The organism is Amycolatopsis sp. A1MSW2902 (assembly GCF_017312175.1).
GTDB classification, from domain to species: domain Bacteria; phylum Actinomycetota; class Actinomycetes; order Mycobacteriales; family Pseudonocardiaceae; genus Amycolatopsis; species Amycolatopsis nivea.
Genome location: NZ_QJPO01000001.1, coordinates 1,558,125 through 1,580,467 on the forward strand (window position 1 = coordinate 1,558,125; position 22,343 = coordinate 1,580,467).

Sequence of the window (22,343 nt, forward strand, 5' to 3'; positions counted from 1 at the left end):
TCACCTGAAGGCGGGAGACGGCGGCGCTGTCCGATCGGTCCGCTACCGTCGAAAACGGCTCTTTCTGCCCGCCCCCGAAACCGACAGGTAATCCACCGTGCCCTCGTCACTGTCCACTGTGTCCATTCGACGTCCGGCATGGCTGTCGCCGCGGGTCGCGCGCACCGAAATCCTCGGCGGGCTGGTCGTCGCGCTCGCGCTGATCCCGGAGGCGATCTCGTTCTCCGTGATCGCCGGGGTCGATCCGCGCGTGGGCCTGTGCGCGTCGTTCACCATGGCGGTGGTGATCTCGTTCGTCGGCGGCCGTCCGGCGATGATCTCCGCGGCGACCGGGGCGATCGCCCTGGTGGTCGCGCCGCTGGCGAGGGAACACGGGTTCGGCTACCTCGTCGCGACGGTGGTGCTGGGCGGCCTGTTCCAGATCGTGCTCGGCTCGCTCGGCGTCGCGCGGCTGATGCGGTTCGTGCCGCGCAGCGTGATGGTCGGCTTCGTGAACGCGCTGGCGATCCTGATCTTCCTGGCGCAGGTGCCGGAGCTGATCGACGTGCCGTGGCCGGTGTATCCGCTGTTCGCCGGCGGTCTCGCGGTCATGGTGTTCTTCCCGCGGCTCACCAAGGCCGTGCCCGCGCCGCTGGTGTCGATCGCGGTGCTCACCGCGCTGACGATCGCGGCCGGAATCGCGGTGCCGACCGTCGGCGACAAGGGCGCACTGCCCTCGGCGCTGCCGGTGCCGGGGATCCCGGACATGCCGTTCACCTTCGGCACGCTCGGCCTGATCGCGCCGTATGCACTGGCGTTCGCCCTGGTCGGGCTGATGGAGTCGCTGATGACCGCGAAACTGGTCGACGACATCACGGACTCGCATTCGAATAAGACGCGGGAAGCGGTCGGTCAGGGCGTCGCCAACGTCGTCACCGGGATTTTCGGCGGCATGGGCGGCTGCGCGATGATCGGCCAGACCATGATCAACGTCAAGGTCGCGGGCAGCCGGACGCGGCTGTCGACGTTCCTGGCCGGGGCGTTCCTGATGGTGCTGTGCCTGGTGTTCGGGCCGGTCGTGTCGCGGATCCCGATGGCCGCGCTGGTCGCGGTGATGGTGCTGGTCGCGTTCGGCACCTTCGACTGGCATTCGATCGCGCCCAAGACGCTGAAGCGGATGCCGGTCGGCGAGGTCGCGGTGATGGCGGTGACCGTGGGCATCGTGGTGGCGACCAGCAACCTCGCGATCGGGGTCGTGGTCGGGTCGATCACCGCGATGGTGATCTTCGCGCGCCGGGTCGCGCACCTGGTCGAGGTGACCGCGGTACGCGAGCCCGGCAGCGTCCGGTACACCGTCACCGGGGCGCTGTTTTTCGCGTCCAGCAACGACTTGGTCTACCAGTTCGACTACGCCGACGACCCGGAGCGCGTGGTCGTCGACCTATCGGCCGCGCACATCTGGGACGCCTCGACCGTGGCCGCGCTCGACGCCATCACGACGAAGTACGAGGCCCGCGGGAAAACCGTCGAGATCGTCGGCCTGAACAAACACAGCGCGGCAATGCACGAAACCCTGTCCGGGGAACTAGCGGGCAGCAGCTGAGGTCAGCCCGGCCGCCCGTTCCCGGATCCGCGGCCGGAGGGTGAATCCGCTCGGCTTCAGCGTCAGCGATTCCACGATCTTCAGCTCGTACGCCGGATCTGCCTCGAAGTCGTAGCGCTGCAGCATGACCCCCAGCGCCAGCACCGCTTCGTGCAGCGCGAACTGGCGGCCGATGCACGCGCGTTCCCCGGTGCCGAACGGTTTGTACGCCTGAGCCGGACGCTTCCGCACCGCCGCCGGCTCGAAGCGGTCCGGATCGAACTTCTCCGGATCCGGCCCCCACACGGCCGGGTCGCGGTGGAGCATCGGCAGCGGCACGATGACTGAATCACCCTTGCGCATCGGGTATTTTCCGCCCAGCACCAGGTCTTCGCGGGCTTCCCGGGTATAGCCGGGCGCGGTCGGCCACAGCCGCATCGCCTCGTCGAGCACGCGGCGGACGTACCGAAGCTTCGCGACGTCCCCGAAGGCCGGTTCGCGATCACCCCACACCGCGTCGACTTCAGCGCGAGCCTTCTCCAGCAGTTCCGGATGGCGCGTCAGGTAGTAGAGCGCGAACGACAGCGCGCCCGACGTCGTCTCGTGCCCCGCGACGACGAAAGTGATGGCCTGGTTGCGAATGTTCACCGGGTCGAGCCGCTCCCCGGTCATCGGGTGCCCGTCGGTGAGCATCAAACCGAGCAGGTCACGCGCTTCGCCGCCTTCGCGGCGGCGGCTCTCGATGACCTCGTCGACCAGGTTCGTCATCGTCGCGATGTCAGCCTGATTCTGCGCGGCCGACCCGGCCAGCGCCCGCCGCACGAACGGAAGCTTGACGTTGTCCAGCTGCGCGAACCGCAACGCACGGATCATCGCGGTGACGAACGGATGCGGTTCGGCCCGCTCGAACGACCCGAACCGGTAACCGAACCCAGCGAGCCCGATCGTCTCGAGCGTCAGCCGGGTCATGTCGGCAGCGACGTCGACCGGACCGTCCGCGCGGTCCCACGCCGCGGTCAGCTCGCGGGCGACGTCGAGCATCATCGAGTGGTAGCGGCGCATCGCCTCGGCGGAGAACGCGGGCTGCAGGATGTCGTGCGCCAGCCGCCAGTTGGGCTCACGCGTGTGCGCGGTGAACAGCCCGTCGCCGACGACGCCGCGCAACCGCTCGACGCCAAGCCCGACGTGCTTGCCGAACCTTGTCTCGTCGTTCAGCTCGGTGACCAGGTCGATCCCGCAGGCGAACACGATCTCGAGACCGAAGAACTTCCGGGTGAAAATCGGCCCGAGCCCCGCACCGGCCCGCATGGTGCTCTGCAACGGCGTGCGCACATTGGTCCCGAGCAGGTCCCCGAGCACCGGCAACCGGCCCGGCCGATGCGGAATCGCGGTGGTGTCCACAGTTTCGCTCCCTACTGAACCCACATCCAATAGGGTCACCATCCCCCGCTACTGAACCGGTGTCAAGTAAGCTGGGGAGATGCGGACGCGCCTGAGCACCGAACAGCGCCGCGAACAGCTGCTGACCATCGGAGCAGGCCTGTTCGCGGGCCGCCCGTACGACGAGGTGTGGATCGAAGAGGTAGCCGAAATCGCGGGCGTCTCCCGCGGTTTGCTGTACCACTACTTCCCCACCAAAAAGGACTTCTTCGCCGCAATCGTGCGCGGCCAGCGAGACCAGCTCCTGGCCATGAGCGAACCCGACCCGGCGCTGCCGGTAGCCGAGCAGTTGCGCGCCGGGCTGGAGGTATACCTGGAATTCGCCCGCACCCACCCCGACGGCTACCGCATCGTGCACCGCAGCGCAGGCGACGCGGACCGCGAAATCCGGGAAATCTGCGAAGCAGGAATGGCAGCGAACGCGGACCGCATCCTGTCCGCCGTGAGCCAACTGCGCCCAGTAACCCCCACGACACAACTCGCAGTGCGGGGATGGCTTTCTTTCGTGGCAACACTAATCCTGGACTGGCTGGACGAACCGAAGATCAGCACCGAAGAGCTACGAGACCTCTGCGCGCGAACCCTTTTCGCCGCAGTAGACGTAGACCCCACCACGATCTAACGCACGCACGCGCGTGAGGGCACCCTCACGACCCCAGATTCCCTCAGGTCCCCCTCACGCCCCCTCACGCTCCCCGCTCGCCCCCGCAGCCGATGCACCCCAAGCAAGGCACCCACACCTCCCCCACCCCCGATACGACGCCAAAAACACGGCGCGGGGGTGCTTGTCAAGGCATCTTTCCCGCCTTGACAAGCACCCCCGCGCCGTAGTGACAATCAAAAATCGGGGTGCCCACGCAACCACTCAGGGCGCAATGTCGCCCCAGGCGACGAGCCGCCCACCAAGCAGACATCAGATACGAACCACAACCTCATCCCCCACCACCCGAACCGGAACCGCCCTCAACCGCACCGAACCATCCGCCGGATGCCGCCCAGTAAGAACATCGAACTCAAACCCATGCCAAGGACAAACAATATTCCGATCAGCCGGATGAAACGCAGGCCCCGCACTCTTCCGATCCTCCCGAACCGGCTGAACAGTCCGCGGCATCATCTTCCCCTGGCAAACCGGCCCGCCCTGATGCGGACACACATTATGCCAAGCCCGCACCTCCCCAGCATGAAAGTAAACCCCCACCTCCAGGCCGTCGACGTCCACCACGACCCGCCCCCGGACCCGAAGATCCGCCAACCCAGCAACAACAACGTCCCGCCGCACCGAGCTCATTCGGCCCTCCGATACCAGATCGCCATATCGAAAAGATTCACATCCGCGGCATCCAGCAACGCAGTAACCAAAACCACGGTCTCAGTAGCCGTCAACGCGTCCTCGCGAACCGGCCAGGAAATCTTCCCCACCCGATCCGTCTTGGCAGAGAACAACCGAGCCGCCGCGTACAACAGCTCAGCGATCTCTTCGTCGGCGACCGCCGCGGCCTGGTCCCCCGAGGCGATCTCAGATGTCAGCGAGCCCAGCCGAGATACCAGCGAAGCAAGTTCAGATGTCATCACGAAACCCCAGGCCGCTCATGAAGCACGCTCTTCGCAGCAGGCTTCCGCCGATCAGTAGGAAGATTGAACACCCGAGCAGCATTCAACCCCAGAATATTCCGCTTAGCCTGCTCAGACAAAAACGGCAACCGCGTAATCGTAGACGGCGCGTCCCAATCCCAATGCGGCCAGTCCGAAGAATACAACAACTGAGTCTCCGCGTTGAACGCCTTCATCCCAGCCTCCAGCAACTCCATACTGGTACGCTCCATCGGCTGACTCGTATACCACATCTCCTTCATGTACTCACTGGGCAACCGGGTCAGCCCAGGAGCCTCGCTGGGCCGCATCAGCACCTCGTGATCGAGCCGCTGCATGAGGAACGGAATCCAAGCCAGCCCGCTCTCCACCCACACCATCTTCAGCCGCGGAAACCGTTCCGGCATCGCGTTGATGATCCAGTTGGTCACATGAATCTGGTTGTAATGCGTGAACGACAACGCATGCATCGACAGGAACCGGTTCAGCTGAGCGAACGACGGATCTCCCCAGTGATACCCGGAGTGGAACGCGAGCGGCTTCCCGCTGTCCTCGATAAGCTTGTACAACCGCGTGTAAACATCCGAATGCACCGGATTGTTGCGTGTAGAACACACCGTGTACCCGATGATCCCGTCATCACCGGCATACTTCTCAACCAGTTCCTCGCAGACCTCCGGCGTATTGTACGGCAGGTACAACATCCCCTTGAGCCGATCGTCCTGCGGCAGAACGACTTCGGTCAGCCATCGGTTGAACGCCCGCCCGAGCACGACCTCGATCTCGTCCTGCGGATGCATGCCCAGCAGCAACATCGCGCTGGGGAACACCACCTGGTAGTCCAGCCCCATCGCGTCCATCCCGCGCCGGGCGGCGGCGACGAACGGATGCCCGGACACCCCGCCAAGCGGCTCCTTGCGGCCCTGATGCCCGATCCGCCCGCCGACACTCTGGTGCGACATCCCCGGCTGAATGTTCAGCAGCGCGTTATTGCCCGCGAACTTGCCGAACTGGTCCATGCCGATCTGGCGCCACACGTCGTTGTCGATGAGTTCCAGCACCTCGCCCCAGAAATGGTCTTCCGAGACGTGCGCGTCGATATCGACGATGAAGTAGTCGTCGTACTCCCGCTCGGCCTGTTTGGTCGCGTGGGCGAGGACGTCGCGGGTGTCGGTGCGCCCGCCGATCTCGGCGAGTTCCCGGATCCGCGGCCCGTCGGAGCGAGGACTGGAGAAATCGGGCACGGATTCTTCCCTTCGTCCGGCGTCAGCGGGGCGCGACGGCGGCATCGGTCATCGTGGTCAGGTAATCGTCGTCGGCGGGGGCCGCGTTCTCGTGCGGGATGACGACGGCGCGGTCGGGGCTGACCGCGAAAGTGTGTTCTTCGCCGGCGGTCGGGACCGATTCCGCGGACAGTTCGGCCGTTTCGGTGCGCACGCGCATGGGGAGCCCGTCCGCGCGGACGAGAAGGTTGACGGCACTGCCGAGGTAGGTGGTGCGCTCGACAGTTCCGCCGAACGCACCGGGCCCGGAACCCTGCGGAGACAGCCGGGCATGCGCCGCGCGGAACGCGATGTCGGCCCGGTCCCCGATCGAAGCCTCGCCGGTCGCGATCCCGGAGAAGACCAGCGAAGTGTCGTCGACCCGCACGTCGGCGGTCTTCCCGTGCACGCCGGTGACCGTCCCGGGCAGGATGTTCTGAAAGCCCATGAAATCCGCGACGTACGCGGAATTCGGGCGGTCGTACAGGTCGCTCGGCGTACCGGACTGGACGATCACGCCCTCGCTCATCACGATGATCCGGTCGGACAGCGTGATCGCTTCCTCCTGGTCGTGCGTCACGTAGACCGATGTCGTCTCGAACCGGTTGTGCAGCGAGCGCACCTGCTGGCCCATCTGGTACCGCAGTTTGCTGTCCAAATTGGACAGCGGCTCGTCGTAGAAGATGATCCCCGGCCGGGCGGCCAGCGCACGGGCGAGGGCCACGCGCTGCTGCTGACCGCCCGACAGAGCGGTGACCGAACGCTTCCCGAGGTCGGACAGACCGACCGCGTCGAGCATTTCCTGCACCCGTTGCGCCCGCTCCCGGCCGGGCATCCGCGCGACCTTCAGCGGGTACGCGACGTTGTCCGTGACGCTCAGGTGCGGCCACAGCGCATAGCTCTGGAACACCATGCCGACCTGGCGTTTGTCCGCGGGCACGAACGTGCGCCGCGCGGTGTCGACCACGACCCGGTCGCCCATGACGATCCGGCCCGAGGTCGGCCGTTCCAGCCCGGCCAGGCAGCGCAACGTCGTGGTCTTGCCGCAGCCCGAGGGGCCGAGCAGCGTCACGAACTGCCCCGACTCGATCGTCAGATCCAGTTCGTGCAGCGCCGCCTTCGCGCCGTACTTCTTGGTGAGTCCGGATACCTGGACCTCGGTCATCGTGACCTGCGCTTTCTCTTCGGCCGGGAGGCGAGGTGCTACTTCTTGAACGCCTGGGTGATGAAGTCGAAGTACGGCTTGTTGAACGCGGGGTCGGGGTTCGAGAACGGCAGCCGCGGCAGCTTGTCGAGCGACGGCAGTCCCGGCGGACCGGGCGCGGTCGGCGTGCGGCCGTAGGAATTGTCCTTCTCGGCCAGCGCTTTCTGGCCTTCCGGCGAGTACAGCCAGTTGACGTAGAGCTGCGCGGCCTCAGCGTGCGGCGCGTTCTTGATCAGGCACAGTGCCGAGCGCGCCATGTAGTTTCCGCCGTCCTCCAGCGGGAACACCATGTCGATCGGCGCGCCCTTCTTCTTCTGCGCCTCGAAGTAGCCCTGATACACGGCGATGCCGACCGGGAACCGGCCGCTGGCGACATCTGTGGGCACCATCGGCTCGGATTGAGATATCTGCAGGTCCTGCGCGGCCAGCTTCTCCAGGTAGGAGCGACCCCACTTCTTCTCGTTCTCCGGCAGCATCAGCGATTCGAGGATGTACCGGATGCCGCCGGGCACGGTCATGTCGCCGACCGCGATCTTGCCCTTCCACTTCGGGTCGAGCAGGTCGTGCCAGTTCTTCGGCGCGTCCTGCTTCTGCACCTGGTCGGTGTTGTAGACGAAACCGAAGTAGCGCAAGGCGAAGTAGGTGAGCCTGCCGTCGTTGTCGGTCGGGATCTTGAACCCGGGGTCGGCGGTGCGCACGTCCGCGGTGGTGCAGATGTTCGGCTTCGCCGCCGCCTGCGGGGATTCGCCGCCGACGTAAATGTCCGCGATCCGGTTCCCGCTCTGCGCCTCGGTGTCGAGCTTGGTGAGGATCTGCGCGTCCGCCTGGTCCTGCGGGAGCAGCTTGATCCCGGGGAAGCGCTTGGTGAACACGTCGTTCATCGCCTGGTTCGCGGTCACCCCGGGCCCGTACAGCACGAGCTGGGTGTGGTTGGCCGCGAACGCCTTGTCGTACAGCTCGTTCATGTACTTGTTGGCCGCCGCGGACGCACCGGGGACCTCGACCGGGGTGCTCGACTTGGTCGCGCCCGCCGACGCGCAGGCGGTGAGCGAGACGAGCAGCCCGGCGGTGAGCGCCAGCGCTGGCGCGCGCAGTTTCGTGCGGGAGAACTTCATTGTTCTTCCTCTCGGGTCAGTGGGTGATGCGGGAGAACGAGCCGGACAACTGGTCGGTGCGGCGGCCGAGGATCCGGCCGCCGAGCTTGACGGACACCGCGGCGAGCGCGAGGACGGCGAACGCGGCGAGCAGGATGATCATGAACAGCGCCGCGCCGCGGGACATCTCGCCGGTGAGGAACTGCTGGAAGGCGGTCAGCGAAACGGGTTCCAGCCCGGGCGGAGCCAGCAGCATCGGCACGGCGAGGTTGCCCGAGATGAACAGCGCGGAGAGGAACCAGCCGGCCAGGAAGCTCGGGATGACCAGGCGCAGCACGATGGTCACCAGCACCCGGCCCGCGCTCGCGCCGGACATCCGGCCGGCCTCCTCCAGTTCTGGCGACAGCTGGGCGAGCGCGCCCTCGGCGATCCGGCTGGACACCGGGATCGTGGCGACGACCAGCACGAGCGTCATCAGGAACGCCGAACCGTAGAGCCCGCGGAACGCCGGGAGGTAAAGCACGGCGAACATGTAGGCGAGGCCGAGCACGACGCCGGGCAGCGCCCACGGAATCCAGACGGCGAACGAGGTGTAGCTGCGCAGGAATCCCCGGCGCCGCGCGGTGACGTACGTCGTGAGCAGCGCGATCGAGATCGAGCCGAAGCCGCCGATGACCGCGAGCCACGCGGTGAGCGCGAGGCTCGAGCTGAACTGCGGGTCGGTGAGCATCGTGACGTAGTTGTCCAGGGTCAGCCCGGTGCTCATCACGCCGAAGATCGGCTGGAGGCTGCCGAGCACCATCGCGAACAGCGGCAGCAGGAAGTTCAGCAGCACCACCACGACGATCAGCGCGGACAGCACCCAGCGGATCGGGCCCAGCTCCTGCGGATCGCGCCGCGACGTCTTGCCGGTGAGCGTGGTGAAGCTGCGGCCGCGCAGCATCCAGCGCTGCGCCAGGAACAACAGCAGCACCAGCAGGATCAGCACGAGCGACAGCGCGAACGCCTTGGTGTACTCGGCTGGCGCCTCATCCCGGACGTAGTGATATATCTGCGTCGAGAAGACGTAGATGCCCGCCTGGCGGCCGATCAACTGCGGTCCGTCGAACGACTGGAACACCAGCACCGCGATCAGCAGGGCCGCGCCGGTGATCGCCGGGCCGACCGACGGGATCGTGATGGTGAAGAAGGTCCGCACCGTGCCCGCGCCGCTGATCGCCGCGGCCTCGTCGAGCGACTGGTCGCGGTTCTTGAACGCGCCGAGCAGCAGCAGGTACGCGAACGGCATGTAGCCGAGCGACGTCAGCAGGATCAGCCCGCCCCAGCCCTGGATGTTGATCAGCGGGCCGTGCGTGCCGAGCTCCCGGCCGAACTGGTTGAGCAGGCCGTTCTGCGCGTTGCCGAGCATGATCCAGCCGAGGGTGTGAAACAGCGGCGGGACGAACAGGTTGATCACCATGATCGGCGTGAGCAGCTTGCGGCCGGGCACGTTCGTGTTGGCCGCGATCCAGGCGAACAGCCCGCCGCCGGCCACCGAGATGGTGCCGCACACGACGACCAGCACGATCGAGTTCCACAGCGTGTGCCACGTTTCCGGGGCCTCGAACGCGGCGAGCAGGCCGCCCATGGTGAACGGCATGTTGTCCGAGGGCAGCCCGTCGCGGAAGGCGCCGAGCACGATCATCGCGACCGGATAGACGAAAATCAGCGTGAGCCCGGCGAGCAGGGTTGCTTTGAGCACACCGCCGGTCACCGAGCGGCGCATCGACGCTCGCCGGTCGTGCTCGAAAAGGCGCTCCGTCACTGCAGTCGTTCCTTCCTGCGAGCGGCCGGTTGCCCGCCGCGGGGACGAACCGCTCCGTCCGTCCTGCCGGTTAGCGTAAGAACTCGGGTGCGGCGGCTCATCGAGCGGCTCTCCGAAGTCCTTCCGGTTTCCTCCGACACGGTGTCGGAGGAAACCGCTGATCAGATCAGGGCGGCGAGCACCGCGTCGTTTTCCTCGGGCAGCCCGATCGTCACGCGCGCCCCGCCCGCCTTCGGGAACGGCCGCGCGAGCACGCCGCGAGCCTCCAAACGGGACAGCAGGTCGGCCGCGTTTCCCGGCAGGAAAAGGAAATTCGTCTGGCTCGGCACGAACGCGACGTTCGCCGCGGTCAGCGTGGCCTCGATCCGGGCGCGTTCGGAGACGATGACGGCGGTTCTTTCCTTCGCCACAGCCAATCCTTCCGCGCTCAACGCCGCGATGACCGCTGCCTCGGCCACGCTGTTGAGCGCGAAGCCGACAGACGTGCGGCGCAGTGCCTCCGCGATCCGCGGTGCGGCAGCGGCATAACCGACGCGGATGCCCGCCAAACCGTGTGCTTTGGACAGTGTCCGCAGCAGCACGAGATTCTCGAACTCGTCGAGCAATCCGACAGTCGCGTCCACCGGTTCGGCAGACACGAACTCGCGGTACGCCTCGTCGACAACAACCAGCACGCGCGACGGGACGCTTTTCAGGAAGTCGCGGATATCCTCGACCCCGCGCAGCCCGCCCGTCGGGTTGTTGGGATTGCAGAGGTAGACAATGCGGGTTTCCGGGCCGACCGCGGCGAGCATCGCGTCGAGATCCATCGCGCCGTTCGCGTCGAGACCGACCTCTGTGGACTCCGCGCCGGCGAGCGAAAGCGCCGCCGCGTACGCCTCGAAGGACGGCGCCGGGCGCACGCCGTGCACGCCGGGTTCGCAGACCAGGCGGGCGAGCGCGTGCAGCAGCGTGCCGGATCCGTTGTCGATCGCGATGCGCCCCGCGTCCAGACCCATCGCCTCGGCGACCGCGGCGCGTGCCGCGGCACGGTGGTAATCGGGGTAGCGGTGGGCATTCCGGGCCGCTTCGGTCATCGCGGCGACGATGACGTCCGCGGGTGCCCACGGCATTTCGTTCTGGGACAAGCGGATCGGCGGCTGCGCACCGCGGGACGAGCGATCGGGGGCGGCGAGCACGCGGTCGACCACACTGCGGAGCTCCAGCAGCATGCATCCTCCTCAAGCCGGACGATTAACTGTAATGAATATACATAATTCTGAGCGCGTGTACATCCATCAAGTTCGCCCGGATCAAGATCTCAGGAAGGCCGAGCTGCCACGGCAGGTCGGCGGTGCCGCGAAATCGCCGACTCCGCCAGTTCGTGGTCGCGCTTCATGACCGCCTCGGCGAAGTCGAGGTGCGTCCGCAACCGCTCCTTCGTGGTCGGCGCGGTGACGCCCTCGAGCTTCGCGGCGATGATGTAGTCGACGAGATTCGTATACAGGCTGCGCAAAAGCTCGTTCGGCGACACCTGCGCGATCCGCGCGTGCAGAGCCCAGATCGCCGTCGGCGCCTCGGCGGAATCCCAGGCCGCCTTCAACGTGTCGGCGCACGCTGAGATATCAGCGATGTCCTCGTCGCTCGCGTTCTCGACCGCGTCGTGCAGCACCGAACCGTCGAGCGCGTCCAGCACGCGCAGGCAGTTCTCCACGGTCGCCTTACCCTCGCGCAGCTGGAGCAGCTGATCGCTCAGGTGCGTGAAGGGCGAACGCGTCGCGACGAAGATCCCGCCGCCCGGCCCCGGCTTGGCATCGACGATGCCGCGGGCGCGCAGCAGTTGAATCGCCTCGCTCAACGTCGCCGGAGCGACCTCGAAGCGCGCCATCAGCTCCTGACGGCGCCCGACGAAGTGCCCGGCGCTCCAGCCCTCCGAGACGATCTCGTCCTCGAGCGCGCGAGCGACCTGGACGGCAGCGGCGGTGTTCGTGATCTGCGGCAAGGGTCCTCCGAAGTACTCGGTCCGGTGACGTCGCCGACGCGGGTCACGCGTAGTGACAGATTAGAGGCGCACCGGAACCCCGAACACCCGGCATCGTCTATATTGATTGTAGACATTAGACGCCTGCGTCACCAGCGCGGCACGCACCGTTGCCTAAGGAGCCCCCATGCCGGTTTCCGCCCCCGCTGCCCTTCACTCAGAACTGGTCGCACTCCGCCGCACCCTCCACGCCCACCCCGAAGCCGGGTTCGCCCTCCCGAACACCCAGCGAACCGTACTGTCCGCACTGTCTGGACTGGACCTCGAAGTAACCCCAGGCCCACCCGATTTCACCTCAATCGTCGCAGTACTGCGCGGCGCCCGCCCAGGCCCCTCGGTCCTCTTGCGCGCAGACATGGACGCCCTGCGCGTCACGGAGGAAACCGACCTGCCGTTCGCATCTCAGACGCCCGGGTTGATGCACGCCTGCGGCCACGACCTGCACACAGCCGCACTCGTTGGCGCAGCCAAACTCCTGAACGCCCACCGAGACGAGATCGCCGGCTCGGTTGTCTTCATGTTCGAACCAGGCGAAGAAGCCGGCGGCGGCGCACAACGCCTGATCGACGAGGGAATCCTCGCAGGCGTCGAGGCCGCATACGGCATTCACGTCCTGCCAGGCCGCTCCGGCGTATTCACCACCCGCCCCGGCTCGATCATGGCCGGAGCCAGCAGCCTGACGGTACGAATACGAGGCCGCAGCGGCCACGGCTCCCGACCGCACCAAGCGGTGGACCCAGTCCCAGCCGCAGCCCAGATCATCTCGGCCCTGCACACCTACGTCACCCGCCGGTTCCCGGTCTTCGACCCAGTTGTGCTGTCAGTGACCAAAATGCAGGCAAGCGACATCATCAACGCAATCCCCGACGAGGCAACACTAGCCGCGACGATCCGCGCACTGTCCGCAGAGAGCGTAGAAATCCTGGCCCGCGAACTACCTTCACTAGCAACCGGAATCGCATCAGCCTTCGGCTGCCAAGCAGAGACGGAGTTCCGCTCGGTCTACCCAGTAACCGCGAACGACCCGAAAGCAGCAACACACGCGCTAACCGTGCTAGCCGACCTATTCGGCGCAGAACGAGCCGTACCACTGGAACACCCGATCATGGCATCGGAAAGCTTCTCCGCCGTACTCAACGCGGTCCCAGGCGCCTTCATCTTCCTAGGCACCACACCAGAAGGAATCGCCCCAGACACCGCAGAAATGAACCACTCCCCGCGCGCAATCTTCGACGACAACGTGCTCGGCGACCAAGCAACAGCACTAACAGCACTAGCCCTAAGCCACCTACGACCCTAAAAACCGCACCGGTGCACCCACCCATCGAGGCACCCAGCCCCTCCCCCGCACCCCGATACGAAGCCTCCCTGCGGTCTGGGGGTGCTTGTCAAGGCATCTTTCCCGCCTTGACAAGCACCCCCAGACCGTCAGCACAATCAAGCTTCGGGGTGCCCCACGCAACCCTCAAGCGATGTCGCCGCCAGGCGACGAGAACTCAATGCTTCTCGTGAATCAACGGCCAAGGAGAAGGAAACACCCCCACCGGCACCTTAACCACCGCAGGCCGCCCCGCCGCAATAGCCGCCCCGACATGCTTCTCCACCGCCCCAGCATCCTCAGCCAGCGCGAAATCCAACCCAAACGCCCGAGTCAGCAACTCAAAATCAGGATTAGTCAACTCAGACCCAATAAACCGACCACCATAAGTATCCCGCTGAATCCGCCAAACATTCCCAAACCGAGAATCCTCAAACAACACCGTAACCAACGGAATCCCATACTTCTTAGCAGTAGCGAACTCCTGCAAAGACCACCCGATCCCGCCATCCCCGGTAACCGCGACCACCGGCCGCCCCCCAGCCCCCACCGCGGCCCCCAACGCAGTAGGCATCGCATACCCAAGAGTCCCCTGGTACCCAGGCCACACATAAGACCGAGGCGCCTGCACCGGAAACCCGTACGTAGACACATACCCGATCTGCGTCAGCTCATTGACAAAAACCCCGTCCTCCGGCAACACAGCCCGAATAGCGTCCACGAACTCCATCTGCGGCCCAGCCTGCGCCCGAATCCGCGCAGCACAGTTCTCCCGCAACCGAACCAGCTCAGCCCCCCAACCAGCCCGAGGCGACAGCCGCCCAACCAACGCCTCCAACACCGCAACAGCATCAGCATTGACCGCAAGATCCGGCCGGCGCGGCGCGCGAAGATCAGCCGCATCGATATTCACCAACGCCAGCCGAGCATCCCCAATATTCAACTGCTGCCCAAACGGCGTCAGAAACCGGCTACCGAACGAAACCACAAGATCCGCCGTAGCCCGCAGCTCCCACAAAGCAAAGGCAGGCAACGCATGCGGATCCCGAGCATCAATCGCCCCCCGCCCGTTCTCGCTCATCACCACCGGCGCGTCCAGCAGCTCAGCAAGCCGGGCCAGCAACTTGAACGCCCGCGGATCCCGCATCCCCCCGCCGACATGGATCACCGGCCGCTCGGACGCCGCCAGCAGCCGCACGAGTTCGACAACGTCCCGCTCCGGTGCCTCCGGCTCCCGCACCCCGAACGGCTCCCCCGGGTTGAGATCCGCGACCGCGTGCAGCAGATCCGGCCCCAGCTCCAGCGCGACCGGACGAGGCCGTCCAGTCCGCATCTGCCGGAACCCCTCGTGCACCAGATCCGGGATCTCCTCGACCCGCTTGGGCCGCGCTGACCACTTGGTCAGCCCCTGAACCGTGTCCGTCTGCCGGGGAATCTCGTGCAGCGCCCCGAGCCCGGACCCCACGAGCGGCGACGGAATCGTCCCCGCCAGCAGCATCACCTGCGACGAACAGGCGTACGCCGTTGCCATCCCAGCGCCGGCGTTCAGCACTCCAGGGCCCGGCACGACCATCGCCACCCCGGGACGGCCGGAAGTGCGGTAGTAGCCGTCCGCCATGTAGCTGGTCGCCTGCTCGTGCCGCGGAACGACCAGTTCCAGCTCGTCGCGCTTGCGGTACATGCCGTCGGTGAGCCCGTCCAGCTGGACCCCGGGAATGCCGAAGACCGTGTCGACGCCCTCGCTGATGAGCGCGCTGGCGAGCGCGTCACCGCCTGTCATCTGTGCCATGCGGATCCCTCTCGTCAAATGTCTATAATGAATATAGATCAAATCTCGGGCAGCTGGCAACGGAAGAGGCGAGCATGACTCTCGAAGGACAGGTGCAGGCCTACGCCGACCGGCTCGGGCGGCCGATCATCGTGTTCGACGTCGACTTCACGGTGATCGCGTTCAGCGTGCACGACCAGGACGTCGACCACGCCCGGCTGGCGATCATCTTGTCCCACAAAGGATCTTCGCGCGCCCGGGAGTCCATCCGGGACTACCGGGTGGGCCAGGCGCAGGACCCGGTCCGGATCCCGCCGCTCGACGGCGGCCAGTCCCGGCTCGTCGCGCCGGTCCGGCACGAGGGGCGGCTCGTCGGCTACCTCTCCTCCACGATCCCCGAGGACGACGAGTCCGCTTACGGGGACGACGACGAGCTGCGCGAACGCCGGGCGCAGATCGGATTGCTGCTGGCCGCGATGACGCTCGGCAACCGGGAAGACGAGGACCGCGCGCGACGCCTGCTCGCCGCGCTCCTCGAAGGCACCGACGACCAGCGCGTCCGAGCCGCCGACGAACTGCTCGCCAGCGGTTTGCTCTCCCCCGTCCCGCACTACACGGTCATCTCGATCGCGACCCCGCCGCGCGCCGAGCCCAGCTCGGCAACCCTCCGCCTCGTACTGGACCGAGCATTGTCAAGCATCCCGGTCTTCCCCACCTTGAAAGCGGTCGGCGCGGTGCTCGGCAGCGAAGCTGTCTTGCTGGTGCCCTACGAAATCGACACCGCACGACTGTCAGCTCTCCTTGCGCAGCCCGCCTTCTCCGGCCTGCACGCCGGGGTCGGCGGTGCGCACGCGCCGCTGTCCGGCGTGCACCGGTCCCTGCGGGAAGCCCGGATCGCCTTGCGCGGCGGCGACGCCGGCTGCGTGGCGCACTGGTCCGAGTTGGGATTGGACCGGCTGCTGCTGCAACTCCCCCTCGAGGCCCTTGATATCTCAGATCTCCCCGATGCCGTACGACGGCTGCTCGACGCGCAGTCCGGACCAGACCTCGCGCAGACCCTGGAGACCTACCTCGACTGCGGCTGCGACGCCCAGCGCACCGCGCAGACCCTGCACGTCCACCGCAGCACCCTCTACTACCGGCTGGATCGCGTGCGCGCGGTCGCCGACGTCGATCTCGCCGACGGGAAGGTGCGCCGCGAACTCCACACGGGACTGCGGATCGCGACGCTGGCCGGTCTTCGCTAGCCGCCCCGCCTTCAATTGACTATATTCAATGTGAACTTTTACGGAAGGGTCCCGCATGAACGCACTGCTGACCACCGTCTCGGTCGCCGACGACCGCGGACGGCCGATCCTGGACGCCGCGACCCGGGAAGTCGTCGGCCACGCACCGGTGCACACGGTCGACCAGCTCAACGCCGCGATCGCCGCCGCGGCCGAGGCACAACCGTCCTGGGCGGCACTGGGACACGCTGAACGGTCGCGCATCCTGCACGTCATCGCGGACGACATCGACGCGCACGCCGAAGAACTCGGCGAGATCATCACTGCGGAGCAAGGGAAAGCCGGTGGTGCCGGCGAGGCACACGGTGCCGCGCACTGGCTCCGGTCCACGGCGGACACGGTGCTCGAACCGCAGTCGCTGCCGGACGGCGCGGAACAGCATTACGTCCCGCTCGGCGTCGTCGCGTCGATCGGCCCGTGGAACTTCCCGGTGATGATCGCGGTGTGGCACGTCGCGCCAGCGCTGCGCATGGGAAACACGGTGGTGCTGAAGCCTTCCGAGAACACGCCGTTGAGCGTGCTCGCGCTGGCGGAGATCTTCCGCCGTCACCTCCCCGCGGACGTGCTGACCGCGGTTTCCGGCGATCGCGAGGTCGGTGCCGCGCTGGCCGCGCATCCGAGGATCGCCAAGATCGTGTTCACCGGTTCGACCGCGACCGGCCGCCGGATCGTCGAGAGCTCGGCGGGCAACCTCGCCAGGCTCACCTTGGAACTGGGCGGGAACGACGCGGCGATCGTGCTGCCCGGCACGGACGTCGACGCCGTCGCGGACAAGCTGTTCTGGGCGGCCTTCATGAACACTGGCCAGGTGTGCGCCGCACTCAAACGGCTTTACGTGCACGAATCGATCTACGACGACGTCGTGTCCGCGCTGGCCGAACGCGCGGAGAAGGCACCGATGGGACCGGGGCAGGACAAAGCGAACCGGCTCGGGCCGGTGCAGAATCCCGCGCAGTTCGAGATCGTCTCCCGACTGGTCGAGGAGGCCCGGGCACGCGGCGCCCGGGTCGTCACCGGTGGCACCCCGGCGACGGAACTGGGGCCGCTGTTCTACCGGCCGACGATCATCGCGGACGTCGAGGACGGTGCCGCGGTCGTCGACGAGGAGCAGTTCGGACCAGTGCTGCCGGTGATCCGGTACTCCGAAGTGGACGACGCGGTGCGCCGCGCCAACGGCACCAACCAGGGGCTGGGCGCTTCGGTGTGGGGTGCGGACGCGAACGAGGTCGACGCGGTGGCGCAGCGACTGGAGGCGGGCACCGTCTGGATCAACCAGCACGGCGGCGTCGATCCGGCGATCCCCTTCGGCGGCACGAAGTCGTCCGGCTACGGGCTGGAGTTCGGCGTGGAAGGCCTGAAAGCCATGGCGGCCAGCAAAATCATCCGCCGGTGAAACCAGTGAAGGCCTCCTGGAGGGATTTCCTCGAGGAGGCCTTCACTGTGGGCCGGGGGTCAAGCGCCGCGAAGCTTTTCCCACAACTCGGCCGCAGCCGCCCGATCAGGCGGAGCACCTCGCCACACCACAGTTTGATCCTGACGCACCATCGTGAGGGGACAGACATATTCGTCCGGGAGCGTGTCCACTTCAACGGCCGCGATTGGGATACCTCGCCGTGCCGCTTCACCGGTCAGCACTGAGATATCAACCCCTCGCCCAGCAATCACCGTATAGCCGGGCGAGAAATGGTCGTACAGCGAGGATCCGTCCGCCAGCGTGAAGTGCGGGGCACGGCAACCGGGCACAGTGGACGGTGTGTAGCTGCCCATCGTGTAACCGGGCGCTTCCTCGCCGTCGTAGGCGATGATCGGCGAATCGTGGTACGCGTAACCGTAATTCAGCCCTGCGGCGGCGAACTGCGGCTCGTTCAACTCCCGTACCGCGGCACCGAACGACGAGCGCGCGACCGCACCGACGGGGGTGTCGTCTTCGAGTTCGGCGGGGAGCCCCGGGCGGGCGAGCTTCCGCTGGTGGTTCATCGCGAAGTGCGACACCTGTTCGGTGATCGGCCGTCGCTCGGCCTCGTAGGCGGCCAGGATCCCTTCCTCCGCCCAGCCGGCGAGACGCGCGCCGAGCAGCCAGGTCAGGTTGAGCACGTCCGCGATGCCCGCGTTCATCCCGAATCCGGCGAACGGGACCCACAGGTGCGAAGCGTCGCCGGCGAGGAACACCCGCCGGTCGCGGAACCGATCGGCGAGCAGCCGGCGGGCGACCCAGTCCTCTTTGGACACGACGTCGTACTCGAAAGACTCGTCCACCCCGAGGATCGCGCGGATCGCTTCGTCTCGGTCGACCGCCTCGTCTTCCGAGGCAAGGTAGGTGTGCACGAGGAACGTTTCCGTGCCGTCGATCGCGTACACGTGCCCGACGCGGCGTGAGTTGAACGTGTAGTAGCCCCACGCCCGCGGTTCGTCGGCGGACATCAGCGAATACAGCTTCGGCGCGCGAATGCACGTGGACTGCACGTGCTGCAGCACCGGATCACCGCTGAGCTTCGCGCCGATCTGCTTGCGCACCGCTGAACGGCCGCCGTCCGCGCCGATGAAGTACCGAGCGCGCAGGGTGCGTTCGCCCGAACTGTCGGACACGACTGCCGAGACGGACGATTCGTCCTGGCTCACCGAGTGGAACCGGGTGCGGTTGAGCAGGGTCACGCCGGGGGCGCCAGCGGCGTTCCGGGCGAGGATCGGCTCCAGGAACGTCTGGTTGATCCGGTGCGGCGGTTCCGGTGTCGCCCAGCTCGTGTCGGGGCCGACGCGGGAGGTGTACCGCTCCCCGCTCGCCGGGATCGGGATGCGCGACAGTTCCCGTCCGGTCAGCGAGGTCCGGAACGCGACGTCCTGCGGGTAGTCGCGCGGCAACCCGGCGGCGCGCACCTCGGCCGCGATCCCGAGCCGCCGGAAACTCTCCATGGTGCGCGAGGCGACGTGGTTGCACTTGACGTTCGGCGGTTCCAGGAACTCCCGTTCCTCGACGACGATCACCGACACACCGCGACTGCTCAGATCGAGTGCGGCGACCAGCCCGACCGGACCCGCGCCGACGATGAGGACGTCTGCGTCCATGGTTTCTCCGTTCAGCACGGCATTCCTTGTGCCACCACGCCAAGATGCTCAGTCATCAACCGGCGGGCCGCATCCTCGTCACGGTCCTCAATGGCCTGAAGGATGCGGCGGTGCGCGTCGACGGCGCGGGAAGCCCGTTCAGCGTTGGTGTGCACGGCATACACGCTTTCCCGAGGACGGTTCAACGCACCGACCGACGCGGCGATCGCCGGATTCCCGCTGAGCAAACCGAGCCGGGCATGGAATTCCAGCGACAGCGGGTTGTAGCGGCTGGCGTCGTGGACGTGTTTCTCCGATTCCTCGACCAGCGCTCGCAATTGCGCGACCTGGTCGTCAGCCGCCGCACGCGCGGCGAGCGCGGCGGCAGCGGGTTCGACCGCGTGCTGCGCTTCCAGCAGCTGTTCAGTTCGCATCCCGTGCAAATGCAGTTGAATGGACAGCGAATCCGCGATCCGGCCGATGTCCGCCTCGGCCTCTTCCGCCGTGCTGAGTTCACGGTATTCGCCGGACCAGTACAGCAACGGCTGCCCGGTTCCACCGCCCGCGGAAACGACTTCGCCGACGAGAATGATGTGGTCGCCGCCGCCGAGCATCGTGTGCACCGTGCAGTCGAACCAGCTCAGCGCACCGGTGACGACTGGCGCGCCGGTGGCCTCGGTGTGCGTCTCGACCTCGTCGAACCGTTCCTTGCTCCGGCCGCGTCCACGTCGCGCGAAACACGCGGAGACGTCCTGCTGATGACGGCCGAGCACGTTGATCGCGAAGACCCCGCTCGCGCGGATCTCGTCAAGGATCGGACTGTGCGAATTGATCGAGACCGTCACCAAAAGCGGATTCAGCGAAAGGGAAACGAACGAGGTCGCGGTGATCCCGTAAAGGTGCCCGTCGAGCGCGGTCGTCACCACCGTGACCCCGGAAGCGAACCGTCCGGCGGCCTGGCGGAAACTGTCGATCCGTTGCTGGTCGGAGGTCATGGGATTCACCTCGCCTCGTCCGGAACGCCGAGTTGGCGGAAGTCGTAGACGTCCAAAGTGGTCTCTCCGGCGCGAAGACGGTCCAGATAGGACGCTTCCTTCTCGGCGCGAGCCCTCGACGCGGCGAGAACCCGGTCGTACTCGTCCGCCGGGAACACGACGATCCCGTCCCGGTCGGCCACGACGACGTCGCCTCGGCGCACCACCCGGCCGCGCAAGGTGATCGGGCGGCCGACGGTTCCCGGCCAGTTCTTGATCGTGCCGCGGATCGAGATCGCCGTGCTGAACGCCGGGAACCCGAGCGACGCGAGCTGCTGGGTGTCGCGGACGCCGCCGTCGATCACCAGGCCGTTGATGCCGCGTGCCTGCGCCGCGACCGCCATCACCTCGCCCCAGTACCCGAACGGCGCGCCACCGGCGTCGACGATGAGAACGTCACCCGGTCCGGCTGCTTCAATGCCGTGGTGCAGTGCGAGGTTGTCGCCGACCTGTGCCGACACTGGCACCGCGCGGCCGACCATCTGCGCACCGTCCCAGGCTGGCCGGAACGCGGGGTCCAGGAAGCAGTCGAGGCCGGAAGCCTCGTACAGCGTGGCCGTGCCGAGCGTCAGCAGTTCCTTGGTGTCTTCCGCCAACGTGGTCATGCGTCCGCCCGCTGCAGGTCGTGGTAGCCGTACTTCGCGCGGGCTTCGGCGATCGTCGCGCCGCCGAGCGCAGCGGTGAGGATCGCTTCCTCGCGCGCCTGGATCATCTCGGCGACCTCCAGCACGTCGTCCTCGCAATCCCGCGGGATCGCCACGACCCCGTCCGAGTCGCCGAGCAGGATGTCGCCGTGGCGCACTGTCACGCCGCCGATGGTCACCGGCCCGCGTTCCTCGGCCACCTCGACCCGGTCCTTGCCGGTGCGCATGAAACGACCGCGACTGTAGATCGGGTAGCCGATGGAAAGCGCACGGTGCGTGTCGCGGCAGACGCCTTCAATGACCGTGCCTGAGATACCACGCTGGTGCGCTACTGCGGTCAGGATGTCGCCCCACACCGTGCAATCGACCCGGCCGTCGTTGTCGAGCACGATCACCTGGCCCGGTTCGACCTGGTCGATGAAATCGCCGACGGTGCCGGCCGGGACCTGCGCGCTGACGTAGCGCACGGTGAACGCGCGGCCGACCATGCGCTGTCCGTCCGCGAGCGGGGCGAGCCCGAGCAGGCTGCCCGGACGCTTGAGCTTGTCGAGGGCGTCGGACACCGTCGCGGTGCCGAGCGCGGAGAAGCGGTCGAGGAGAGACATCAGCGCTGCTCCACAGTGACTGAGGGGAATTGGGAATCGTGCATGACTTCCTGCACGTCACGACCGGACCAGACCGCCTCCGCCATGCGGGCTTCCCGATCAGCGATCCGCTGCGCGAGTTCGACAACGCGCTCGGCGTCTCCCGCGGCGACGAAGACGACGCCGTTCACGTCCGCGAGCACAAAGTCTTGCGGGGCAACTGAGATACCAGCGATCTGGATCCGCTCGTCCATCGCGGCCTGCACGATGCGGCCCCGCGCACTGACCGGAACGGCCGTGCGCGCGAAGACCGGGAGCTTCAGCGCTTCGCTCTCCTGGACGTCGCGGCAGGCACCGTCCACGATGACGCCAGCCACGCCGCGCCGGACCGCGGCCTCGGCGAGCAGACCGCCCCAGCAGGACACGTCCGTGCGGCCGTGGTTGTCGATCACCACGACGTCGTCCGGCTCGGTGATCGCGACCAGCGGAGTGGCGATGTGCGTCGCCGGTCCCGCAGTCGCTTTGGGCGCGGCGGTGACCGTGCGCACGCGGCCAGCCAGAACGGTGCCGACGGGCCACATCGGTTTCAATGCGGTGACCGCGCCGGGCAGTCCGAGCGTGTCCAGTGCGTCGGACACCGCGCAGCTGTCGAGCCCGCGCAGCGCGGAGATGATCTCTTCGGGAGACAT

At 66.9% G+C, this 22,343-nt stretch carries 20 protein-coding genes; 5 read left to right on the plus strand and 15 right to left on the minus strand.

Annotated elements, in window-relative coordinates:
* The first annotated feature begins 97 nt into the window (after nucleotides 1-97).
* Entirely contained in the window at nucleotides 98-1,582 is a 1,485-nt protein-coding gene (locus DMP23_RS07250; RefSeq protein ID WP_337820535.1) for a SulP family inorganic anion transporter, read from the plus strand.
* Here DMP23_RS07250 and DMP23_RS07255 read toward each other — a convergent pair.
* Nucleotides 1,565-2,962, minus strand: coding sequence for a cytochrome P450 (locus tag DMP23_RS07255; protein ID WP_337820536.1), 1,398 nt, complete (start codon nucleotides 2,960-2,962; stop codon nucleotides 1,565-1,567). The genes DMP23_RS07250 and DMP23_RS07255 overlap by 18 nt on opposite strands.
* Before the next feature lie 79 nt (nucleotides 2,963-3,041).
* On the opposite strand from DMP23_RS07255, the gene DMP23_RS07260 reads away from it, so the two are divergent.
* Nucleotides 3,042-3,623 carry a TetR/AcrR family transcriptional regulator gene (locus tag DMP23_RS07260; protein WP_037817921.1) on the plus strand — a complete coding sequence of 194 codons (582 nt, stop codon included), beginning with the start codon at nucleotides 3,042-3,044 and terminating at the stop codon, nucleotides 3,621-3,623.
* 291 nt (nucleotides 3,624-3,914) lie between these two features.
* On the opposite strand, the gene DMP23_RS07265 is transcribed toward DMP23_RS07260, so the two are convergent.
* The 8 genes from DMP23_RS07265 to DMP23_RS07300 all read right to left on the minus strand — a co-directional run bounded on the left by DMP23_RS07265 (nucleotide 3,915) and on the right by DMP23_RS07300 (nucleotide 11,939).
* Entirely contained in the window at nucleotides 3,915-4,292 is a 378-nt protein-coding gene (locus DMP23_RS07265) for a Rieske 2Fe-2S domain-containing protein (RefSeq protein WP_081685031.1), read from the minus strand.
* Entirely contained in the window at nucleotides 4,289-4,573 is a 285-nt protein-coding gene (locus tag DMP23_RS07270; RefSeq protein WP_238604723.1) for a hypothetical protein, read from the minus strand. Before DMP23_RS07270 ends, DMP23_RS07265 begins: the two co-directional genes overlap by 4 nt.
* Nucleotides 4,573-5,838: an amidohydrolase family protein gene (locus DMP23_RS07275; RefSeq protein WP_037817920.1), complete on the minus strand. Its 1,266-nt coding sequence runs from the start codon at nucleotides 5,836-5,838 to the stop codon at nucleotides 4,573-4,575. Before DMP23_RS07275 ends, DMP23_RS07270 begins: the two co-directional genes overlap by 1 nt.
* Nucleotides 5,839-5,860: 22 nt before the next feature.
* Nucleotides 5,861-7,021: an ABC transporter ATP-binding protein gene (locus DMP23_RS07280; protein WP_337820537.1), complete on the minus strand. Its 1,161-nt coding sequence runs from the start codon at nucleotides 7,019-7,021 to the stop codon at nucleotides 5,861-5,863.
* A gap of 38 nt (nucleotides 7,022-7,059) precedes the next feature.
* Complete coding sequence (locus DMP23_RS07285; protein WP_037817917.1) at nucleotides 7,060-8,175, minus strand: ABC transporter substrate-binding protein; 1,116 nt, start codon at nucleotides 8,173-8,175, stop codon at nucleotides 7,060-7,062.
* Nucleotides 8,176-8,191: 16 nt separating this feature from the next.
* Nucleotides 8,192-9,958, minus strand: a complete 1,767-nt coding sequence (locus tag DMP23_RS07290; RefSeq protein ID WP_037817915.1) for an ABC transporter permease — start codon at nucleotides 9,956-9,958, stop codon at nucleotides 8,192-8,194.
* A gap of 161 nt (nucleotides 9,959-10,119) precedes the next feature.
* A complete protein-coding gene (locus tag DMP23_RS07295; RefSeq protein ID WP_037817914.1) occupies nucleotides 10,120-11,169 on the minus strand; it encodes a pyridoxal phosphate-dependent aminotransferase in 1,050 nt (349 codons plus the stop codon).
* An 89-nt stretch (nucleotides 11,170-11,258) separates the two neighbouring features.
* The gene (locus DMP23_RS07300; protein ID WP_337820538.1) at nucleotides 11,259-11,939 is read right to left on the minus strand and encodes a FadR/GntR family transcriptional regulator; all 681 of its coding nucleotides are present in this window, start codon (nucleotides 11,937-11,939) and stop codon (nucleotides 11,259-11,261) included.
* Nucleotides 11,940-12,105: 166 nt separating this feature from the next.
* Here DMP23_RS07300 and DMP23_RS07305 point away from each other — a divergent pair, with 166 nt between their 5' ends.
* Nucleotides 12,106-13,278 carry a M20 metallopeptidase family protein gene (locus tag DMP23_RS07305; RefSeq protein WP_337820539.1) on the plus strand — a complete coding sequence of 391 codons (1,173 nt, stop codon included), beginning with the start codon at nucleotides 12,106-12,108 and terminating at the stop codon, nucleotides 13,276-13,278.
* 196 nt (nucleotides 13,279-13,474) lie between these two features.
* On the opposite strand, the gene DMP23_RS07310 is transcribed toward DMP23_RS07305, so the two are convergent.
* The gene (locus DMP23_RS07310) at nucleotides 13,475-15,085 is read right to left on the minus strand and encodes a thiamine pyrophosphate-binding protein (protein WP_337820540.1); all 1,611 of its coding nucleotides are present in this window, start codon (nucleotides 15,083-15,085) and stop codon (nucleotides 13,475-13,477) included.
* A gap of 74 nt (nucleotides 15,086-15,159) precedes the next feature.
* Between DMP23_RS07310 and DMP23_RS07315 the strand changes: the two genes are divergently transcribed.
* Both DMP23_RS07315 and DMP23_RS07320 read left to right on the plus strand, forming a co-directional pair.
* Entirely contained in the window at nucleotides 15,160-16,311 is a 1,152-nt protein-coding gene (locus tag DMP23_RS07315) for a PucR family transcriptional regulator (protein WP_337820541.1), read from the plus strand.
* 55 nt (nucleotides 16,312-16,366) lie between these two features.
* Nucleotides 16,367-17,743: an aldehyde dehydrogenase family protein gene (locus DMP23_RS07320; protein WP_337820542.1), complete on the plus strand. Its 1,377-nt coding sequence runs from the start codon at nucleotides 16,367-16,369 to the stop codon at nucleotides 17,741-17,743.
* A gap of 59 nt (nucleotides 17,744-17,802) precedes the next feature.
* On the opposite strand, the gene DMP23_RS07325 is transcribed toward DMP23_RS07320, so the two are convergent.
* Genes DMP23_RS07325 through DMP23_RS07345 form a run of 5 tightly spaced genes read right to left on the minus strand, consistent with a single transcriptional unit; the run spans nucleotide 17,803 to nucleotide 22,343 of the window.
* Complete coding sequence (locus DMP23_RS07325; RefSeq protein WP_337820543.1) at nucleotides 17,803-19,413, minus strand: FAD-dependent monooxygenase; 1,611 nt, start codon at nucleotides 19,411-19,413, stop codon at nucleotides 17,803-17,805.
* Between the two features lie 11 nt (nucleotides 19,414-19,424).
* The gene (locus DMP23_RS07330) at nucleotides 19,425-20,387 is read right to left on the minus strand and encodes a flavin reductase (RefSeq protein WP_134728790.1); all 963 of its coding nucleotides are present in this window, start codon (nucleotides 20,385-20,387) and stop codon (nucleotides 19,425-19,427) included.
* Nucleotides 20,388-20,392: 5 nt separating this feature from the next.
* Complete coding sequence (locus DMP23_RS07335; RefSeq protein WP_337820544.1) at nucleotides 20,393-21,031, minus strand: 4-carboxy-4-hydroxy-2-oxoadipate aldolase/oxaloacetate decarboxylase; 639 nt, start codon at nucleotides 21,029-21,031, stop codon at nucleotides 20,393-20,395.
* A complete protein-coding gene (locus DMP23_RS07340; RefSeq protein ID WP_238604713.1) occupies nucleotides 21,028-21,675 on the minus strand; it encodes an RraA family protein in 648 nt (215 codons plus the stop codon). The genes DMP23_RS07335 and DMP23_RS07340 overlap by 4 nt, the downstream gene beginning before the upstream one ends.
* Nucleotides 21,675-22,343, minus strand: a complete 669-nt coding sequence (locus tag DMP23_RS07345) for an RraA family protein (protein ID WP_337820545.1) — start codon at nucleotides 22,341-22,343, stop codon at nucleotides 21,675-21,677. The genes DMP23_RS07340 and DMP23_RS07345 overlap by 1 nt, the downstream gene beginning before the upstream one ends.